17 protein-coding genes are annotated in these 19202 nt (G+C 71.9%); 4 read left to right on the forward strand and 13 right to left on the reverse strand.

Annotation, left to right across the window (positions count from 1 at the left end):
- Nucleotides 1–120: 120 nt before the first annotated feature.
- Nucleotides 121–1020, reverse strand: a complete 900-nt coding sequence (locus tag AB0K05_RS40710; protein ID WP_219548117.1) for an SDR family NAD(P)-dependent oxidoreductase — start codon at nt 1018–1020, stop codon at nt 121–123.
- A 171-nt stretch (nt 1021–1191) separates the two neighbouring features.
- Entirely contained in the window at nt 1192–1785 is a 594-nt protein-coding gene (locus AB0K05_RS40715) for a TetR/AcrR family transcriptional regulator (protein WP_219548116.1), read from the reverse strand.
- Nucleotides 1786–1874: 89 nt separating this feature from the next.
- On the opposite strand from AB0K05_RS40715, the gene AB0K05_RS40720 reads away from it, so the two are divergent.
- Nucleotides 1875–3281 carry an MFS transporter gene (locus AB0K05_RS40720; RefSeq protein ID WP_364236653.1) on the forward strand — a complete coding sequence of 469 codons (1407 nt, stop codon included), beginning with the start codon at nt 1875–1877 and terminating at the stop codon, nt 3279–3281.
- A 212-nt stretch (nt 3282–3493) separates the two neighbouring features.
- Here the strand turns inward: AB0K05_RS40720 and AB0K05_RS40725 are convergent, their stop codons facing one another.
- Complete coding sequence (locus tag AB0K05_RS40725) at nt 3494–3913, reverse strand: helix-turn-helix transcriptional regulator (protein ID WP_364236656.1); 420 nt, start codon at nt 3911–3913, stop codon at nt 3494–3496.
- A gap of 279 nt (nt 3914–4192) precedes the next feature.
- Here AB0K05_RS40725 and AB0K05_RS40730 point away from each other — a divergent pair, with 279 nt between their 5' ends.
- Nucleotides 4193–4321 (forward strand): hypothetical protein, encoded by a 129-nt coding sequence (locus AB0K05_RS40730; RefSeq protein ID WP_364236658.1) that lies wholly within the window; start codon nt 4193–4195, stop codon nt 4319–4321.
- Between the two features lie 50 nt (nt 4322–4371).
- Nucleotides 4372–5394: an LLM class flavin-dependent oxidoreductase gene (locus AB0K05_RS40735; RefSeq protein ID WP_364236661.1), complete on the forward strand. Its 1023-nt coding sequence runs from the start codon at nt 4372–4374 to the stop codon at nt 5392–5394.
- On the opposite strand, the gene AB0K05_RS40740 is transcribed toward AB0K05_RS40735, so the two are convergent.
- From AB0K05_RS40740 to AB0K05_RS40775, 8 genes are read right to left on the reverse strand one after another with little or no spacing between them, the layout of a single operon-like run.
- Nucleotides 5350–5853, reverse strand: coding sequence for a hypothetical protein (locus tag AB0K05_RS40740; protein ID WP_364236664.1), 504 nt, complete (start codon nt 5851–5853; stop codon nt 5350–5352). The two genes, AB0K05_RS40735 and AB0K05_RS40740, sit on opposite strands and share 45 nt — an antisense overlap.
- Entirely contained in the window at nt 5850–6392 is a 543-nt protein-coding gene (locus AB0K05_RS40745; RefSeq protein WP_148030981.1) for a hypothetical protein, read from the reverse strand. The genes AB0K05_RS40740 and AB0K05_RS40745 overlap by 4 nt, the downstream gene beginning before the upstream one ends.
- Before the next feature lie 45 nt (nt 6393–6437).
- A complete protein-coding gene (locus AB0K05_RS40750; protein ID WP_271278816.1) occupies nt 6438–7049 on the reverse strand; it encodes an NAD(P)-binding domain-containing protein in 612 nt (203 codons plus the stop codon).
- Nucleotides 7050–7061: 12 nt separating this feature from the next.
- A complete protein-coding gene (locus AB0K05_RS40755) occupies nt 7062–7502 on the reverse strand; it encodes an acyl-CoA thioesterase (RefSeq protein ID WP_148030983.1) in 441 nt (146 codons plus the stop codon).
- Nucleotides 7499–12706, reverse strand: a complete 5208-nt coding sequence (locus tag AB0K05_RS40760; protein WP_271278817.1) for a type I polyketide synthase — start codon at nt 12704–12706, stop codon at nt 7499–7501. The genes AB0K05_RS40755 and AB0K05_RS40760 overlap by 4 nt, the downstream gene beginning before the upstream one ends.
- A 5-nt stretch (nt 12707–12711) precedes the next feature.
- Nucleotides 12712–13632, reverse strand: coding sequence for an enediyne biosynthesis protein UnbU (locus AB0K05_RS40765; RefSeq protein ID WP_364236669.1), 921 nt, complete (start codon nt 13630–13632; stop codon nt 12712–12714).
- Nucleotides 13629–15533 (reverse strand): VCBS repeat-containing protein, encoded by a 1905-nt coding sequence (locus AB0K05_RS40770; protein ID WP_364236672.1) that lies wholly within the window; start codon nt 15531–15533, stop codon nt 13629–13631. Before AB0K05_RS40770 ends, AB0K05_RS40765 begins: the two co-directional genes overlap by 4 nt.
- Entirely contained in the window at nt 15533–16429 is an 897-nt protein-coding gene (locus AB0K05_RS40775) for a DUF1702 family protein (protein ID WP_271278819.1), read from the reverse strand. The genes AB0K05_RS40770 and AB0K05_RS40775 overlap by 1 nt, the downstream gene beginning before the upstream one ends.
- Nucleotides 16430–16874: 445 nt before the next feature.
- Here AB0K05_RS40775 and AB0K05_RS40780 point away from each other — a divergent pair, with 445 nt between their 5' ends.
- Nucleotides 16875–17285 (forward strand): SRPBCC domain-containing protein, encoded by a 411-nt coding sequence (locus AB0K05_RS40780; RefSeq protein ID WP_148030988.1) that lies wholly within the window; start codon nt 16875–16877, stop codon nt 17283–17285.
- Nucleotides 17286–17293: 8 nt separating this feature from the next.
- On the opposite strand, the gene AB0K05_RS40785 is transcribed toward AB0K05_RS40780, so the two are convergent.
- The gene (locus tag AB0K05_RS40785; protein ID WP_271278820.1) at nt 17294–18553 is read right to left on the reverse strand and encodes an AarF/UbiB family protein; all 1260 of its coding nucleotides are present in this window, start codon (nt 18551–18553) and stop codon (nt 17294–17296) included.
- Complete coding sequence (locus AB0K05_RS40790; RefSeq protein WP_148030990.1) at nt 18550–19173, reverse strand: hypothetical protein; 624 nt, start codon at nt 19171–19173, stop codon at nt 18550–18552. The genes AB0K05_RS40785 and AB0K05_RS40790 overlap by 4 nt, the downstream gene beginning before the upstream one ends.
- Between the last annotated feature and the right edge of the window lie 29 nt (nt 19174–19202).

Below are 19202 nucleotides of genomic sequence, written 5' to 3' on the forward strand. Positions count from 1 at the left end.
GCAGGCAAGAAGATGCGGTATCCCAAGCGAAGAGGACGACTGTCCGTTCCCGGCCGAAAGGTGGGGCCGCACCAGGCCCGCCAAACCATCGCCGATCTCGGCGGCCGGTCCGCCGGGGCGCTACCCGGTGGCTTCGCCGGTGAACAGGGCGCTGATCGGAGCGGGCTCGTGACGTGTGGCGTCGCCGTCGAAGAGCTCCGCCAGGAAGCGCTTGCTCGTCTCGGGCGACCACTCCTCCGGCTGCCGGGCCGCGCGCACCGGCGACCAGGTGCGCATCCGCCGCACGGTGTCCCCGGCGACGACGAAGACCTGCCCGGTGACGTCCTCGCCGGACGGGCCGGCGAGCCAGGCGACCAGGGCCGCGACGCGGTCGGGCGGCAGCGCGCCGCCGGGCAGTGTGCCGAACGCGGCCTCGCTCATCGGGGTGCGTGCCCGGGGGGCGATCGCGTTGACGCGGACCCCGTAGCGGGAGAGCTCGGCGGCGAGGGTCAAGGTCAGCGTGGCGAGACCGGCCTTGGCCGCCGCGTAGTTGCTCTGCCCGGCGTTGCCGTAGAGCCCCGACTCGCTGCTCGTGTTGATGATCCGCCGTCCCGCGCGCCGCGGCTGCCCGCGCCAGTGCCGGGCCAGGGCACGGCACAGCCGGAAGGGCGCGGTCAGGTTCACCGCGAGCACCGCGTCCCAGTCGGCGTCGTCCAGGTTGAAGACCATCCGGTCACGGACGATGCCGGCGTTGTTGACCAGAACCGAGACCGGCCGCCCGGAACCCTCGGCGGCGGCCAGGACGTCCTCGGCCGCTCCCCGCTCGGTGAGGTCCCCCTGCCAGGAGAGGGCGATGCCGCCCTCGTCGCGGATCTCCTCCACCAACGGCCCGGTGTCCGCCAGGTCCGCGCACAGCACCGCCGCACCACGCCGCGCGAGCAGCCGCGCCTCGGCGGCGCCGATGCCCTGCGCGGCCCCGGTGACGACGCACGCGTGTCCCGTCAGATCGAACTCGTCGTACGGGCCGGGTGAAATCATCATGCCGTTCTCCATGCGCTGTTCATCGAATCCCGCCTTTGTCTCCGATTATAGGAGCATTAGAGGCGATAAATGCAATGACATAGGTCACGAATAGAGCGGACGAGATTTTCGTGAATGACGGGAATCTTGCCTTTGACCTGCTGTTTCTTTCTTTTGTTCGCCTGGTCGAATTCATCTCTTGACGGCCTGGCCGGTCAGCACCGACTCCACGGATTTCGTCACCACTTCCGCGGCGTCGTGAGGGGCGAGGCGTCCCGCTCGTATTTCGGTCGCCGCCCCGTGCAGAATGTACTGGACGACGCTGACCAGCCAGGTGGTGGGCAGGTCGGCGCGGAAGACGCCCTGGTCCTGGCCGCGGCTGACGAGCTCGGTCATGCGCCGGACCGGTCGCTCGTGCAGCTCCCTGATCCGTCCCGCGGGGAGGACCTCCTCGGCCGCGGCGAGCAGGGCCGCGGACTCGGCCACGATCTGCCAGCTCGACGCCAGCAGGCGGGTCATGGCCTCGCGGGCGTTCCCCGTCAGGTCGACGGCCGACAGGGTCTCGTCACCGGCCTTCAACGCGTCCACGAGCGCCGCTTCGACGAGTTCGGCGCGGGTGCCGAAGTGCCCGTACAGGGTCATCCGCCCCACGCCCGCCGCCTTCGCGATGTCGTCCGTCTTCGCGTTGGGGTCAGAGCTCAGCAGGGCGCGGGCCGCGGACACGATGCGGGCGATGCTGCGCTCGGCATCGGCGCGGCGCTTGGGGCGTATGGACGGCTCAGCCATGTCGGCACTCTAACGCGTACGCACACATACGAGTTATAGTCAGGGCAAAGCTCGTACATGGAAGTACGAGTTCTTGCCATGGAGACCTCATGAACCAACAGATCGCCCAGCCGGGCGCACACCCGGCGCGCTGGCGCGTTCTCGGCCTTCTCGGCGTGGCGCAGCTCATGCTGATCCTCGACGTCACCGTCGTCGCCATCGCCCTGCCCCACATCGAGACCGACCTCGGGCTCACCCGCGAGGCGCTGACCTGGACCGTCAGCGCCTACACGCTCACCTTCGGCGGACTCATGCTGCTCGGCGGGCGGATCTCGGACCTGGTGGGCGCCAAGCGCGTCATGCTCACCGGACTTCTTCTCTTCACCGCGGCGTCGCTGGTCACCGGACTGGCGGAATCCGCGGCCATGCTCGTGGGCGGCCGCATCGCCCAGGGGGTCGGCGCGGCCCTGTTGTCACCCTCGGCGCTGTCCCTGGTGGTGGCCCTGTTCGACGGCGAGGAGCGGAACAAGGCCCTGGGCGTCTGGTCCGCGCTCGGCGGAGGCGGAGCCGCCCTCGGCGTCCTGGTCGGCGGCCTCCTCACGGCGGGCCCCGGATGGTCGTGGGTCTTCTACGTCAACGTGCCCATCGGGCTGGTGATCGCCGCGGTGCTCGCCGCCCTCGTGCCGCGGCTGCCGACCTGGGGAACCGAACGGTCACGGCTGGACGTCCTCGGCGCGATCCTGGTGACGGCCTCCACCGCGTCGCTGATCTACGCTCTCATCGCCGCCGGCGAGCGGGGCTGGCTCACGTCGTTCACCGGCTGGCTCGTCCTGGCCGCCGCGGTGGGTTACGTCCTGTTCGTCGTGTGGCAGCGGCGGGCGCGGTCGCCCCTGATGGACGTCCGGTTGCTCGCGCGGCGGCCCGTGGCGGCGGGCGCGTTCCTCATCCTGATGGCGACGGCCCTGATGATCGCCGTGTTCTTCCTGGGCACCTTCTATTTCCAGCAGGCGCAGGGATACGGCGCGCTGCACACGGGCCTGTTGTTCCTCCCCGTGGCGGTGGCCACGATGCTCGGGGCCAACCTGACCGGCCGCGTGATCGGCCGCTGGGGCGGACGCGCGCCGGCCGTCGCCGGACTGGCGGTCGCGGCTCTCGGCCTGGCCGCACCGGCCGTGTCGATGCATCCCGCCGTCGTCGTGGTCGGCGTCTCCGTCGCCGCCGCGGGCACCGGCGCGCTGTTCGTCGTCGCCTCGGCGACCGCGCTCGGCCAGGTGGCGCCCCATGAGGCCGGGATCGCGTCCGGCATCGTGAGCACCTTCCACGAGTTCGGCGCCTCACTCGGCGCCGCGGTCGTCTCCAGCGTCGCCGCCGCGAGCCTGGCGGGAACCACGCTGAGCGGCTTCGCCGGCGGGTTCACCGTGGCCGCCGTCGCGGCGGGCGCCGGCGTCGTCGTCGCCGCCCTGGTGACACCCGGCCGGTCGAGACAAGGGGATCCCATCCCCTCCACGCCGAACTAGGCCCTGTGATGACGCGGATCAGGCCGGGAAGACCGCTCGGCGCGCACCCGGCCTGCGCCGCGAGGGCGCCGGTGCGTACCCGGCTTGCGCCGCGAGGGCGCCGTGCGTACCCGGCTTGCGCGGCGAGGGCGCCGTGCGTACCCGGCTTGCGCGGCGAGGGCGCCGTGCGTACCCGGCTTGCGCGGCGAGGGCGTCGGCGTGTTCGGCGCCTGTCAGGGCGTGTCGAGGCCGAGAGCGGTGCCGAGGTCGCGGCGGGAGGTGATGCCGAGCTTGCGGAACACGTTGTACAGGTGGTTGCCGACCGTGCGGGGGCTGAGGAAGAGCTGGGCGGCGATGTCGCGGTTGCGGACGCCGCGCGAGGCGAGCCTGGCGATCCGGCGTTCCTGGGCGGTGAGCAGGTTCCGGGGGACGTGCCCGGCCGCGCGGCCGTGACGCGGGTCGCCGGTGGCGCGGAGCTCGGCGGCGGCGCGGCGGGCCCAAGGACGGGCCCCGAGCTGGTCGAAACGTTCGCGGGAGGCTTCCAGCAACTCGCGCGCCGCGCGCTTGCGGCGGGTGCGGCGCAGCCACTGGCCGTAGACGAGCTCGGTCCTGGCCTGTTCGTACGGTTGCGGGTCGCGGTGATGAGCGCGCAAGGCGGCTTCGAAGCAGGCCTGGCGCCCGGAGGCATGAGGAGCGCCCGGCAGCGGTGGGCGAGCGCTTCGGGGGTGGGCCGGCCGGTCTGGGCGGCCCAGGCGTCGAAGCGGTGGAACGTCGCGCGATCCCTCTCCGGCTGGGCGCAGCGCACCGCGGCCTCGACCTGGTCGGGGGCCGAGAGGTAGGCGGCGATGAGGGATCTGCCCGACCAGCCGCCGGTCAGCCGGTCCAGGGCCGAGGCGTAGCGCGACAGCGTCGTCCGGACGGCGATGCTGCTCATGCCGAAGCGTCAGATGTACAACCAGCTGATGGCGTTCGGCGCCGGCGGGCGGGCCTGGTGGTACGACTCCACGTTCAGCCGGGGCTACTACGCGTCCTACGAGGCTGTGAAGAAATACGGCGACTGACCGCCGGGCGGTGATGGAATCTCTTTGACGTGCGGAATGTTGAAGTGCGTATGAAGAAGATCGGGTTTCTGAGCTTCGGGCACTGGTCGTCCTCGCCGTACTCCAAGGCGCGCAGCGCGTCCGACACCCTGCTGCAGTCGATCGAGCTCGCGGTCGCCGCCGAGGAGCTCGGGGCCGACGGCGCCTACTTCCGCGTCCACCACTTCGCCCGGCAGCTCGCGAGCCCGTTCCCGCTGCTGGCGGCCGTCGGCGCGCGGACCGGCCGGATCGAGATCGGCACGGGCGTCATCGACATGCGGTACGAGAACGCCCTCTACATGGCCGAGGACGCCGGCGCTGCCGACCTCATCGCGGGCGGGCGGCTCCAGCTCGGCATCAGCCGCGGATCGCCCGAGCAGGTGATCGACGGCTGGCGCTACTTCGGCTACGAGCCGGCCGAGGGCGAGACCGAGGCGGACATGGCGCGCAGGCACGCGGAGGTCTTCCTCAAGGTGCTGGAGGGCGAGGGGTTCGCCCAGCCGAACCCGCGGCCGATGTTCCCCAACCCGCCCGGACTGCTCCGCCTCGAACCGCACTCGGAAGGGCTGCGCCGGCGCGTCTGGTGGGGTTCCGGCTCGAACGCCACCGCGAAGTGGGCCGCCGGGCTCGGCATGCACCTGATGAGCTCCACGCTCAAGGACGACGAGAACGGCAAGCCGTTCCACGTGCAGCAGGCCGAGCAGATCGCGGCCTACCGGGAGGCGTGGAAGGAGGCCGGCCACGAGGGCGAGCCGCGGGTGTCGGTGAGCCGCTCGATCATGCCGATCGTCAACGAGACCGACCGCGCGTACTTCGGCCACGAGCGCACCAGCTCCGACCAGGTCGGCTTCATCGACGCCACCACCAGGGCGGTTTTCGGGCGCACGTACGCCGCCGAGCCCGACGTGCTCGTCAAGGAGCTGGCCGCCGACGAGGCGATAGCCGCGGCCGACACGCTCCTGCTGACGGTGCCCAGCCAGCTCGGCGTGGACTACAACGCCCACCTGCTCTCATCGGTCCTGACCCACGTCGCCCCCGCACTCGGCTGGCGCTGACGGCGACGCCCCGGCGGGGGAACGCGTCCCTTCACCGCGCCGGATCGCTCCGGCGATCGCCATGAGGGCGAAGGCCAGGAGCGCCAGCTCGGCCAGGGCCAGCAGTACGGTGAAGACCCATTCGGCGGAGCCGCCCGGACCGTAGACGCGGTTGGTCAGCCCCACGTCGACCGCCTCGACCCGCTGGCCCGCTCGATGGGTGCCCCGGTCGCTGCCCGCGAGGGTGACCTCCGTGCGCTGGACGAGGCCGTCGCGGGAGCGGAACGCGCCGGTCCAGGCGCAGCTCTCGTGCCCGGGATGGCGCAGGCAGTCCAGGCGCTGCGCGGTGAAGGTGCCCCGCAGGCCGTGGCCGGTGGCGAGCCGTAGCGCCGGGCCGATCCCGGGCAGCGTCCAGGACAGCGCGAGCGCGGCGACCAGCAGCAGGACGACGGCCATCGGCGGGGAGGGGCGGAACCTCATGCGGGCTGGAGCGCGCAGTCGCACCGCATGACGGCGCGTTCTTCCAGGCGCGGACGCCGGTGCAGCACCATGGCCACCACCATCGGCGCGAAGACCACGGCGTTGTAGAACAGATGCAGCTCGACGCGGGGGATCACGAGCTGGATGACGCTGGTGGGCGCGGCCCGCCCGGCCAGGTACGTCCCCGACAGCGCCTGGATCAGCAGGAGCAGGTGCTCGATGTGATGCCAGAACTGGATGGCCAGCGCGACGGTCCACCAGGTCCTGGAACGGCCCGTGAAGCCCGGGCGCAGCAGGATCAGCCCCACGAGCATGACCAGGGCGTAGCCGTAGTGCATCCATTCCGAGGTGACGAGCCAGGGGAACGGCAGCCCGAGCAGTCCGCGCGCCTCGGGGACCGGCCAGCCCAGCGCGTAGATCTGGATCGCCTGGACGACGTGTTCCGCCCAGTGCGCGAGGACGATCACGAGGAAGACACCGAGAGCCGTCTTGTGGTGTCGCTCGTTGAGCGTCGAACGGCTGATGGCGGGAGCGGACATGACGACTCCTGGGATCGGTTTCGTGGGGGGACGGCGCGGCCGCGGTCAGGGGAGGGCCGGCACGAGCTTCACGCCGATCGAGTCGGCGTCGAGGCACAGCAGCAGCTCGGTCAGGCTTTCGATGCACCGGCTGTTGGCCAGGGGCCCGGCGTCGGCGATGTCGAATCCCAGCTGCTTGCAGAACCGGGTGACGAGCAGCTTGGCATCGGGGTCGTCGCCCGCGATGGGGATCGTGACCAGGCCGGGCGCGCGGATGTAGGCGCTGATCCATCGTGCCGACAGGCAGTTGAACGCCTTCACCACGGCGCAACCGGGCAGCGCCGCGGCGATCCGCTGCGCCGCCGAGGCGTAGGGCGGCGCGGCCGGCTCACCGAAGCACGGGTTGGACACGTCGACGATGACGGACCGCGTCCGCCGCAGCTGGGGCGCCACGTCACGGCAGGTGGCGTCGATGGGCGTGGCCAGGATGGTCAGATCGGACTCGGCGGCGGCCTCCTGCGGCGGCACGGCCCGCGCGCACGACAGCTCGGCGGCGAGCGCGGCGGCCCGTCCGGGCGTCCGGTTGGCCAGCAGCAGCGGTATCCGGTGCAGGTCGATGAGCCGGGCCAGGGCCGTGCCCATCCGCCCGCACCCGATGATGCCGATCCGCGGATCCACGGGGCGGTCCTCCTAGGCTGCCGGGACGGGACGGTAAGGGTCGAGCGCCCGCCTGAGCGGGCCGGGGATCTCCGTCGGGTGGAGGGCGCCGCCGGAGCCGCGGCGCATGCACGCGATCGTCTGCCGTCCCCGGGCGACGAGCAGAGCCGGACCGGCGCCCAGCCGGTAGTAGTGGAACTCCATGGTCACCCGGTTGGCCTCGATGCCGCCCAGCGACATGCGGATCGACACCTCGTCGAGCGCGTACAGCTCGGCGAAGAACTCGCACGCGCAGTCGGCCGTCACCAGGGCGAGGTCGCGGGTGAGCTCCTGGAGGACCTCCGGCGCCTGGTCGGCGAGGAACCGTTCCCGGCAGCGGCCCTGCCACTCGAAGTAATGGGTGAAGTACACGTTCCCGACCACGTTGGTGTCCGCGAAGGTCACCACCTGGCGGTGTTCGTAGAAAGGATTCATCGCCTCTCCTGGGTGAGCACGGCGACGACCATGGGTCGTGGCGGGCCGCCGGAATCGTTCAGGGTGAGCAGGCCGGACAGGACGGCCGACCCGGAGGGGCCGCTGAGTTTGATCCAGCCGTGCTCGTACGCGGCCTCGACCTGGAGCGACCTGGCCTGGCCGGCTTCGGGCAGACACTTGAGCACCGCACTCAGCCGCGAGTTCAGAGAGGTGCGGGACTCGCCGGTCAGGCGCGCCAGCTGCTCGGCCTGATCCGTCCATTCGGGACCCAGCGGGAGCGGCGGGCCGTCCAGCTCCACCCACTCCTGGGTCACGGCGGCCGCCCCCGGGCACAGGTCCCCCACCACGCGTTCGAGGTACGGGCCGGTCAGCAGCGGCGGGACGGCGTCCAGGCGCAGCGGCCCGGTGTCGCGCAGCCGCAACCCCGACCAGCTGAACAGGGGACGCCCGTCCACGGACCGGGCCAGGACGTCGTAGGTGTAGTCGACGCCCTGGTGCTCCCGTTCGACCGCCTCGACGACCACGTCGGCGGACCGGGCGCCGTCGTGCACCTGGAAGCGATCGCACGCGACCGGCAGGAGGCGCCGGTGGGGCACGCACGCCTGCAGGACGTGGATGGCCGCGTCGTGCAGGGCGGCGTCCCCCAGGACCGGCTCGCCCAGCCCCAGGTCCTCGCCGGCCCCGGACAGCAGCGCCCGGCAGCCGGTGGGGAAGAGGGACTCGAAACGGGTCAGGCGCCGGAACGCCGGCCCGTGGAAGAACAGCGATCCGTACAGCTCGGCCGGTTCGTGGCCGGGCGGGTCACCGGCGGGGACCTCGACGTCCGGGGGATCGGCCGGCCCGGGGACGACCCGCCCGGCGAAGTGGTCGGCGGAGAAGTCGGTCTCCGCGCTGCGGACGGTGACCGCCACGCTGCCGTCGGGGTGGCGCAGGGCGTGGATCCGGATGGTCCGCGTCCCGTCGGCGGGCACGATGACCGGTCGTTCGAACCGGGCGTCCGTGATCGTGCGAGCCGGAGTGCCGAGCATCTCCGCGGCCTGGGCCATGGCCTCCAGAGCGCAGACGGCGGGCAGCAGCCGCACCCCGTGGAGCTGGTGGTCCGCCAGGAACGCGCGCGACGCGTCCAGCTCGCATTCGGCCGCCAGCTCGACCCCCGGGACGAACCTGAGCAGGCGGTGCAGGAGCGGATGCCGCGGCGGGGTGACCTGCGCGCGGTCGAGCTGGGGAAGCCGGCCGCTGATGACGACGGTCTCCCCGGCCGGACCTGCCGCTATGGCGTCCAGCAGCAGCTCGGCGCCCCGTTCCGCGGGCAGGGTGCCGATCCCGGCGCCGGCGAGGTGGTCGACCACGCCGAGCCGTTCGGCCATCCCCGCCCCGGACCACACGGTCCAGGCCAGCGTCGCGCTGACGCAGCCGTCGGGCAGCCGGGGCGCGAGGGCGCGCACCATGGCCTGGAGCCGTCCGTTAGCCAGGGCGTAGTGCGTCTCGCCGGCCAGCCCGAACCGCCCGATCACGGACCCGTACGCGAGGAGGAGCCGCAGCCCGCCGAGATCGACGGCGGCGAGCACGTTCTCCAGACCGGCACATTTCGTACGGGCGTGCTCGGCGAAGTCCTCGTCCGTGAGCTCGCCGAAGAGGGCGGGCCGGTTGATCCCGCTGGCGTGCACCACCCCGGCGATCGGGCCGAGCTCGGACAGCTCCGCCATGGCCCGCGTGACAGCGGCGGCGTCGGTGACGTCCGCCCTGCGGTAGGCGGCCACCACCCCGGCGGCCCGCAACCTCTCCAGGCCGCCGGCCAGTTCGGGGTCCGTGCCGGGATCCGACCGGCCGATCAGCGCCAGCCGGACCCCGTACGCCTTCGCGAGGGTGAGCCCGGCTTCCAGCCCGATCCCCTTGCCTCCGCCGGTGATGACGACCACGTCGTCCCGCCGCAGCGGTGGATCGCTGCGCGGGCGGGCCATGGGCGAGTGCCGGACCTCGTAGGTCCGGCCCGCGCGGTCCACGCCGAGCCAATGGACGTCGGCGTCCGGATGCTCCTGGCGCAGGGCGGCGACGAACCCGGAGGCGCAGTCGGCCTCGTCGGTGACGACGAGGGGCAGCCCACCGGCGATCGCCCGGCGCGCCGTGGCGACCAAGGCGGCCAGGTCGGCGTCCGTGGGCACGGCGGGGACATGCGCGCGCAGCGCGCCTTCCGGCTCGGGCGGCTGGACGGGCTCCTGGTGCTCGGTGAACAGGCGGAACCAGTCGGGCAGGTCCAGCGTGTGCTCCTCGGCCCGGGGGAACGCCTCGACGGCGGCGATCAGGTCACCGACCGTGGCCTCGGCGATCGAGGGCAGGACCGGCGGCAGCGCCTTCCCGCAAGCCGACGCCGACTCGGCGGCGAGCTGGACGACCTGCAGAGAGTTCATGTGCAGGTCGGCCAGGAGGTGGTCGTCGTCCGCGATCGCGTCAGGCTCCAGCTCCAGGGCGGCCCCGACCAGCTCGCGCACGATCTCGGCCACGCCGCCGCCTTCCGGCCGCGGCCGTTCCGGCGCGGCGGACGGGGCGGGCTCCGGCGCCGTCTCGCAGGGATTCGTCAGGAACACGGGCTCCCGGTCCAGCTCGAAGGGCCGGTGGAAGCGCTGGTCGAACAGGGTGCGCAACGAGTCGGTCGCGCCTGCCGCGAACAGGGCGGCGGCGGTCTCCAGCGGGCCCCGCGCGCCGGCCGCGCCGGCGTCAACGGAGACGGCCGGAGGCGAGCCGCCGAGGTGGGCGGTGGCCAGGGTCGCCAGCGAATGTCCAGGACCGGCTTCGACCAGCAGGTCGCACTCGGCGGCGAGCAGATCCAGCGCCTCACGGAACCGCACCGGATCGGTGATCTGGGCGGCCAGGTGCCGGCGCAGATCGGTGCCCGCGCTCAGCTCCGTGCCGGTGACCGTCGAGTAGACCGGTCCCACCGGCACGGTGAACGGCGCCTTGTCCAGGCAGATGGTGAACGGCGCGACGGCCTGCCGCACGGCGGGGGAGTGGAAGGCGTGGCTCACCTCCAGTCGCGTCGCCGTGACGCCGTCCGCGCCGGCCCGCCGCACCAGGGTCTCGACCTCGGTCCACGGCCCGGCGACGACCGTGGAGGCGCCGTTGTCGGCCGCGACGACCAGGTCCAGCCCTTCGATCAGGGCGGCGGCCCGGCTCGCGGGGGCGGAGACGGAGGCCATGCCGGTGCCTGGCGCGCCCACCTCGCCCATGATCCGGCCGCGCTCGGTCACCAGTTCCAGCGCGGCTTCCTCGTCGATGGCCCCGGACCAGGTCAGCGCCGCTATCTCGCCGACGCTGTGGCCGAGCGCGGCGACGGCGGCCACCCCGAGGCTGTCCAGCCACCGCAGCGCGGCCATGGAGGCCCGGAAGACGGCCGGTTGCACGATCGCCGTGTCGATGCCTTCTTCCCCGGTGAAGTACGCCCGCGCCCCGTCGTACAGCCTGCCCAGGGCGCCGGCGTCGCCGCGGGCCGGTCCGCCTTGGCCGGTGAACAGCAGGCCGACCTTCCCGGGCGGGCCCACCCCGCTGAAGACGCCGGACTCGGCGGCGGCGCGGCCCGCCAGGGCGGCGGCCCGCTCGGCCCGGCGGGCGAGCTGGCCAGGATGGTGGGCCGTGAAGGCGACCCGGTGGCTCCCCTGCGGCTCGCCGGCCAGCCGGGCGGCCAGGTCGGTGAGTTCGGAGAAGGACAGGGTCTCCGCCAGCCGGGCGACGTGCCGGAGCTTCCCGGTGAGCGCGGCGGTGCTGTCCGCCGTCACGGCGAAGACCTCCGTGTCCGTCGGTGTGCGCGCCATCCGCTCCTGTACGGCGGACAACCGGGTTCGACGGGCCGATCCCGCCCTTTCCACCACCAGATGGGTGTTGATCCCGCCGAACCCCATCGCGCTGACCGCTGCCCGTACGGGGGCCGAGGGCCAGGGGACGGGCCCCTCCGCGACGGTGAGCCCGTCCCCGAGGAGTTCGTGCGGCGTGTGCGAACCGGTGGTCGGCGGGACGATCTGATGGTGCACGGCCAGCGTCGCCTTGATCAGTCCGGCCACGCCGGCCGCCGCCTTGGTGTGCCCGATGTTGGCCTTGATCGACCCGACGAAAGCCGGGCGGCGGCCCTGTCCGCGCACGGCCCGCATGGCCTGGAGCTCGGCGTGGTCGCCGACCGCCGTCCCGGTGCCGTGCCCCTCGAAGTAGCCGACCGTGTCCGCGCCGAACCCGGCGCGTTCGTAGGCGCGCCGCAGGGCGAGCAGCTGCCCGCCGGGTTCGGGCCTGCTGATCCCGCCGCGCCCGTCGGAGGACACCCCCCATCCGCGGATCAGGGCGAGCGGCCGCCGCCCCAGCGCCAGCGCGTCCTCGGCACGCATCAGCGCGACCATGCCGCACCCCTCGCCCGGCCAGAAGCCGGTGGGAGAGGCGTCGTAGACCCGCATGTCCGTACGGGCGAGGGCCCCGGTCCTGGCGAACCCGACCAGCTCGAACGGGTCGAGGCTCAGGTCCACGCCTCCGGCGAGGGCGAAGTCCAGATCCCCGGTGGTCAGGGCCACGCAGGCGTGGATCACCGCGAGCAGCGACGAGGCGCACGCGCCGTCCACGGTGAAACCCCCGCCGTGCAGGTCGAAGTGATTGCACACGCGCCCGGCGATGGTGTTGGACAGCGCTCCGGCGAGGCTCTCGTCCGTGGGCTCGGGGAACGGCGCCTTGAACAGCTCCTCGGCCCGCTTGACGAGCTGGTCGCGGACGGACTCGCCGAGGTCCTCGCCGGCCATGGCCTCCTGCAGGACGCGGCGCACGTACGGCCATCGCAGCCGCATGGCGGTTGCCCTGGTGAACTCGCCGGTCAGCGTGTTGCCCAGGACCACGCCGACCCTGTCGCGGTCGAGTCCGGACGCGTCGGCGAAGCCCGCCGCCGCGAGGGTGTCGGCGGCCACGTCCAGGGCCAGCCAGTGCGCCGGATCGGTGACACGGTAGGTGGTTCCCGGGATGCGGTGCCGGGCCCGGTCGAACGACCAGCCCTCCAGGAGCGCCGCGTACCGGACATAGGTCGAGTCGGGGTCGCCGGTGTCGTAGTCGGCGAGGTTCAGCCGGGTCGCGGGGATGGGCCGGAACGCCCGCCTGCGGGCCATGACCAGCTCCCACAGGCGGTCCGGGCCGGTCGCGTCGGGATAGCGGCAGCCCATGCCGACGATGGCGACGTCTGTCATGGCGGTCACCTGGAACTGGGGACGGCCACCGAGGTGGCGGGGACCGGCACGGCGCTCTGCTGGAGGCGCGCCTCGCGGGCGGACAGCGCCGCGAGCAGCACGCCCCGGGCGACGCACACGATGACCAGCGCGAAGAACAGGCCGTACACGATGTGGAAGTGCACGAGCAGGCCGTAGACGACCGCCGTGGACGCTCCGAAGACGACCTGGTTACGCGGCTTGACCGGTGTCGTCCCGGGATCGGTGATCATGTAGTTGGTGAACAGGATGAAGGCGACGCCCGTCATGACCACCAGCGCGCTCGTCGTCGCCGTGCCGTCGACCCACGTGCGGATCACGGCCTGGGCGAGGAACGCCCCGGCCCAGCCCAGGATGAGCGGCATCTTCCCCGTGAGCTTGGCGTTGAGCATGGTCCCGGCGACGAGGATGAAGGCGGGGATGATCCAGTCGATCGGACCGCTGACCCACTCGGTGAAGTGGTACGGCGGCGCGATGCCGACCCAGGGGAACACCAGCAGGGTGATCGCGATGCCGGCGTTCGACGGGTTGAGTATGTGCCGCTTCTTCCCGGCGACGCGCACCCGGACGATGTACTTGCCGCCGATGGCGACGGCCACGGCGAACAGCACCGGCCAGAGCCGGTCGTTGACGTACAGCAGCATGGCGCAGGCCAGACCGGAGATGTGGGCGGGCAGGAGGAAGTCCAGCAGGCCTTCTTTCCGGTACTTGGGCGTCCGCTTCTCGGCGCTCGCCTCCGCGGTCTCCAGCGCGAGGTCGAGCGCGTAGGCGAACGCCACGGCCACGATCGGGGTGATGTACGCCTGCTCGAAGCCGAGCCAGAGGTGCCCGAGGAGGTTGAACACGGTGATGGACAGGGCGAATCTGCGAAGCGCCGCCGTTCTCGGATCGCGCTGGGCAGAGGTCATGGTGTTCCCTCCGTGACAGGGGTGATCGAGCGGTCGTCGCCGAGGCGGAGGCGATGCCAGCCGGGCGCGAGGTCGACGGCGGCGGTACGGGCCCGGCCGCAGGTGTCGCGCCAGCTCACCTCGACCGGCACGGACGTGGTGCCCGCGCGGAGCGCGAACATCAGCTCCGCGGCGGCGACGCCGGCGTGTCCGTTCGCGGGGTAGACCTGGCCGGTGCGCGTGCCCTGGGCGCCCGAAGCCAGCCGGACGGTCGCGCCGATGGCGGGGGAGAGGGCTTCGGCGTTGCTGGAGCAGCCGCCCGCCGGGCGCATCAGCTGAAGTCCCAGGAAGGGCGGGCGTCCCGGTCCGGTGTTGCGATAGAAGTGGCTCTGCCGCCATTGGTTGGCGACGGCGAAGTCCAGCCGGCCGTCATGGTCGACGTCCGCCGTGGCGATGCCGCGCGACGCGCCCGGATCCGCCACGCCGACGGCCTGGCTGACGTCGGCGTAGCGCCCGCCGGGGAGGCGGACGAAGAAGGGGTTGACGTTGTCCCCGGAGATGTCGGCGTCCGGATGGAAATCGGGCCACATGGCGGGGTTCGCCAGGAGGTCGTCGTTGGTCATGGCGAGTTCCTGCAGATCCGCCCAGCGGTTGACCGTGCCGCGCAGGAATCCGGTGGCCTGGAGGATCTCGTTGACGCCGTCACCGTCGAAGTCGCCGGCCTTGATGTCCCAGCCCCAGCCGCTGCGCGACAGCCCGAGCGCCTCGCTCTCGTCGGTGTAGAAGGCGGTGCCCGCGTCGTCGAAGACGCGTCCCCGGCCGCTGACCCACGCGAAGTTGCTCTCCAGCAGGCCGTACTCCTGGGTGATGTTGCTGACCAGGATGTCGGAGAACTCGTCGCCGTTCAGGTCCGCGAAGGCGACGCCCATGCCCTTGAAGGAGTCCTGGCCCAGCACCTTGGACTTCGGGGTGGTGACGTGGCGGGGTCCTCGCGTGACCTCGAAGGAGACCTCGCCGGGACGGGACCGGTTGCGCAGCAGGTGGTCGGGGGCGAAGTCGTTGGCGATGTAGAGCTCCGGCAGCCCGTCGCCGTCGAGGTCCTGGGCGCCGATCGCCAGGGTCCAGCCGTCCGCCACCTCCTGCTCGAAGGCGCCGGCGGCCTCGGCGTACGTCCCGCCGCCGCGCGACAGCAGGACACGGTTCGAGCCGCCGTTGGTGGCGTTCGACATGGACGCCTGCATCCGCAGCTCGGGCCCGGAGCGGGCGGCCGGGTCCAGGACGCGCGCGCCGTCGGGGAAGTAGTTGCCGACGATCAGGTCCGTGCGGCCGTCGCCGTCCACGTCGGCCAGCGACAGGGCGTTGGTGTTCCACACCTGGAAGGGCTGGACCAGTTCCCGCGGGGTGAACGCGGCCGGGCCGGTGAGCGGCCCGTCGCCGCGCAGGAACAGCACGGGGGAGCGGCCCCAGTAGTAGACCAGGACGTCGGTGGCCCCGTCGTCGTCGTAGTCCGCGGGCACGCAGCCCATCGGCGCCATCGTCGGGTCGTAGGGCAGGCCCGAAGGGACCAGGGAGATCGGCGGATACCGGTCCTGCGTCTGGGGAGCCGGCTGGAGCGTGACGGTGTCGGTTCTCGGATCGACCAGGCACACGTCGTCGGAGCGGGAGTTGCCGTCCAGGTCGGAGAGCGCGACCGCGGCCCCGACCGAGGAGATCCAGTGCCGGATGTCCTGGTAGGCGGGGGCGACCTCGCGCACGCCGCGACCGCCGTCGGCGGCGTTGAGCGGCTGCCGGGCGAAGGAGAACGCGGCGGCGGCCCGCTCCACCTCGGCGGGGAGGTCGCCGGGCAGCGCGGCAGCCCAGCCTGTGGCGAGCATCGTGAGGAAGGCGCCGATCTTGACCGCGTGGGCCGACCAATTGATCATCACAGGACACCCTCGGTGTGTTGGTGGAAGGTCTTCCGGATCCCGGCGCGCCAGAGTTCGTAGTCCGCGGGGGAGCCGGGCCGGGGTGTCCGGGCGAGAGCCTGATCCGTCCACCCGGCGGCCACGTCGGGTGTGACCCCGGTCAGCGTCTCGACGGCTTTCGCCGACCCGGGCGGGACGTGCCCGCTGAGCACGTGCGCCTTGGCCGCGAAGGCGGCGCCCTGGGCCAGATGCTCCCGGTGGCCCGCGCCGACGGCGAGCAGGTCGTCCGTCCCGCCGGACACGCCGGTGTAGGCGGCGGCCAGGCCGATGCCCGCCCACAGATCGCTCCTGCGGTGCGGCGGATACGTGCCGATGAGCCGGGCGATCAGCTCGGGGTCGGAGCCGGTGTAGAACCATAGGGCACGGCCCGTTCCCTGGTCTCTGATCGGGCGGGTGGCGCCGCGCGCCCCCACCTCGATCCAGTGGTTGTGGAAGACCTTGCGGGGCATGAAGTACGCCTGGTGAAACCCCCAGCCGTCCCAGGCCAGCCAGCGGAGCATCTCGTCGCCCAGGCCCGGCCACCGGGTGCGGCGCAGGCGTGCCAGAGCCCAACCGGCGCCGACATGGATCAGGTGGGTGTACCGGCCTCCGGTGTTCTCCATGAGGGCGCGCAGGCGGTTTCCCCTGAAAGTGATCGTGTCCAGCAGAGTGCAGCTCATGGCCGCGCCCTCGATCGCGAATCCGTGCAGATGACGCGGTAAATCGGTGACATCGGGAACTTTGTCGAGCGCCCGGTTATACCCTTCTCCAAAGGCGGCGACAATCTCCAGGAGTTGCCTTTTCGCCGGGCTGGAGTTTGGTACGAACCCCGTCAGTCTGCGTTCGGGCAGGCGAAATAGCCGGGTGAGCGCCATGGCTGTCCCCCGTCTGATCTGGATGACCTTCCGGGGGAGACACTAAGCAATTTTCAAGCGAAGGGTCAAGGGTCGGCAGATACGCCAAAATCCAGACAATTGAAGATTCATGAATTCACGTACGGTTGGCATGTGAATCTTGAACTATAAATGCTGATGTCGGTAGATGACCTGGCATGTCGGGCGCCAGGTCCGGCGGATAGGAGCGTAGTTGACTTTGATAATCGGCTGTCCGTAATGCGACCAGTCATAGTCAATTGCCCACGTTTCCGAGTAGGGCGAAGTGGCTCAACTGTCTCCAGGTTCAGAGCCGCACGACGAAAGGGCTCGGCGATTGTCACTGATGAGACAGAGGCACATCCTGTTCAAGCTGTGTCACTGATGGTGAGGGTGTCTTCGATGTCCTAGGATCTGGTGGGTCGCTCTCCGATGCACAAGGAGCACCGTGCCCGACACCCGCCACGCGTCCATCTCGGTCGACCAGTTCATCCCCGCGCCGCCTGCCAAGGTGTGGGACGCGCTGACCAAACCCGAACTGCTGGCCCGCTGGTGGGCGCCCGGCGACGTCAGCGCGGTCGTCGGCCACCGGTTCCACCTGCAGATGCCCGGCTGGGGCTCGGTGCCGTGCGAGGTGCTGGAGGCGGAGCCGTACGAGCGGCTCGTCTACACCTTCAACACCACCTGGACCCTCACCTGGCGTCTGGTCGTCGAGGGCAAGGGCACCCGCCTGCTTCTCGAACATTCGGGCTTCGACCTCGACGACAAGCGCGACCGCGCGGCGTTCGAGCGGATGGGCAAGGGCTGGCAGGGCACGGTTCTGCCCCGGCTCGCGGAGGTCGCCGCGGCGGAGGGGTGAGCGACCCCCTACGCCCCGCCCGGCCGCATGAGCCCGCGCAGCACGAAGGGCAGCGCCTCCATCTGGAAATCCACCTCCGGACACGCTTCGCGCAACGTCCCCTCCATGACGATCAGCGACAGGAGCGGGAACACGAAGTGCGGATCGGCGTAATAGCCGTGCCTGCGCTGGATGGCGAAGAGCCGTACGGCGAAACCCACCAGATCGAACTCCGCGATCCGCGCGCCGGTGCTGCTGCGCACCAGCTCCTCCATGTCGGCGCGGAACCCCGAGGCGTCGTGGCCGGCGGCGCCGCCGAGCACCGTGGACAGGACGATCGAGGCGCACTCCGCCCCTTCCCCCCGGCTCATGCGGTAGAAGAACGCCGCGAACGCGAGCCGGTCCGAGTCGGCCAGCTGCCGATGGAACCCCGCGTCGACGATCACCACCGAGCCGTCCGGCATCGGGTGCAGATTGCCCGGATGCAGGTCGCAGTGGACGAACCCGTCGATGAACAGCATGTGGTAGATCGCCCGCAGCGCGTTCACCACGGCCACCCGCCTGCCCGGTCCCCGGCCGGACCGGTCGAGGCCCGGCATGTACTCCATCACCAGCACGTCCCGGCGGCAGAACTCGGTCAGCACCTCCGGCACCCGGACGGCCCGATGGTGCCGGAGGTCGGCCCGGAGCCTGCGCAACGCCGCCGCCTCGGCGAGGAAGTCGAGCTGCCCCGTCAGCGCGTCGCCCAGCTGGTCGACCACGGCCGCGAACGGCGCGCCCCGCAGCCCCGGCAGCCGCTGGAGCAGCCGGGCGCCGAGCCCGAACAGGGCCAGATCGCGGGCGATCACCCGGTCGACGCCCGGCCTGCGCACCTTGACGGCGATCCGCCGGCCGTCCTCCAGCCTGGCGCGGTAGACGCACGCCACCGCGCCGGCCGCGACCGGTGTGAGCGGCTCCGCGAGGCGCCCGGCGAGACCGGCGGGCAGGGCCGGAGCCGCCTCCGCGACCGGGAGCGGGGTGAGGCGGTCCCGTAGCCGGGCCAGCGCCCGGCACGCCGCCGGAGGGATCACGTCGACCCTGGTGCTCAGCAGTTGGCCGATCTTGACGAACGCCGGCCCGAGACGCTCGCAGGCCCAGGCCAGCCGATCCCCGGCGATCGCCGCCGGCGGGACCCCGGACAAAAGCCCGCGCACGTCGGTGACCGCCCGCAGGAGGGCCAGCCCCAGGATCCCGCCGATCCGCGCCGCCCGGACGACCAGCGGCAGCAGGTCACGTGGCGGCGCCCTCATCCATCCGCGGAAGGCATGTCGATGTAGTGGGTGAGGTGGCTGCCGCAGACGCTCTGGGAGGCCAGCGCCAGGCTGGGGGTCGCGTTCCCCGGCTCCCGCTGGGCGATCCCGCCGGGCAGGTCCGCCACGTCGTAGAAGAGCGTGGCCCCCTGCGACAGGAACGTGGTGCCGATCGGCGGGAACACGGTGATCTCCTTGGCCTCCATCACCAGCGGGTCGATGTTGATGTGGAGTCGGCCGCGCAGCGCGAGGATCAGGTACTGGTCGAAGGTGACGTCGGCGGGCAGCAGCCGCTCCGGCCCACCTGGCGCGATCCCGGTCAGCCGGCCCAGGTTGAGCCGGCTGGGGTTCTGCTGGATCAGCAGCCCGGTCACGTTGGAGTGGAAGTGGGTCATGAGCCTGGTCACCTCGACGGTCGGCCGCCCGTCCGGGGTCGTGGTGACCGTGTCCGAGCTTCGGACCGCGCTCATGCCCTGCACGTCGTCGCAGTCGAGGGTCTCCCCGTCGGCGAAGAAGAGCTTCAGCTCGCCTCGTATGGCCAGCCCCACGTGATGCGTGCTGCCCGGGATGATCAGCGGGTCGGCACGATCGAACCGGGCCGGCCGGGCGTCGACGGACATTCTCGCCACCTCGCTTTCGGCTTCACTTC

Origin of the sequence: Nonomuraea sp. NPDC049486 (genome assembly GCF_040676925.1) — a bacterium.
Classification (GTDB): domain Bacteria; phylum Actinomycetota; class Actinomycetes; order Streptosporangiales; family Streptosporangiaceae; genus Nonomuraea; species Nonomuraea ferruginea.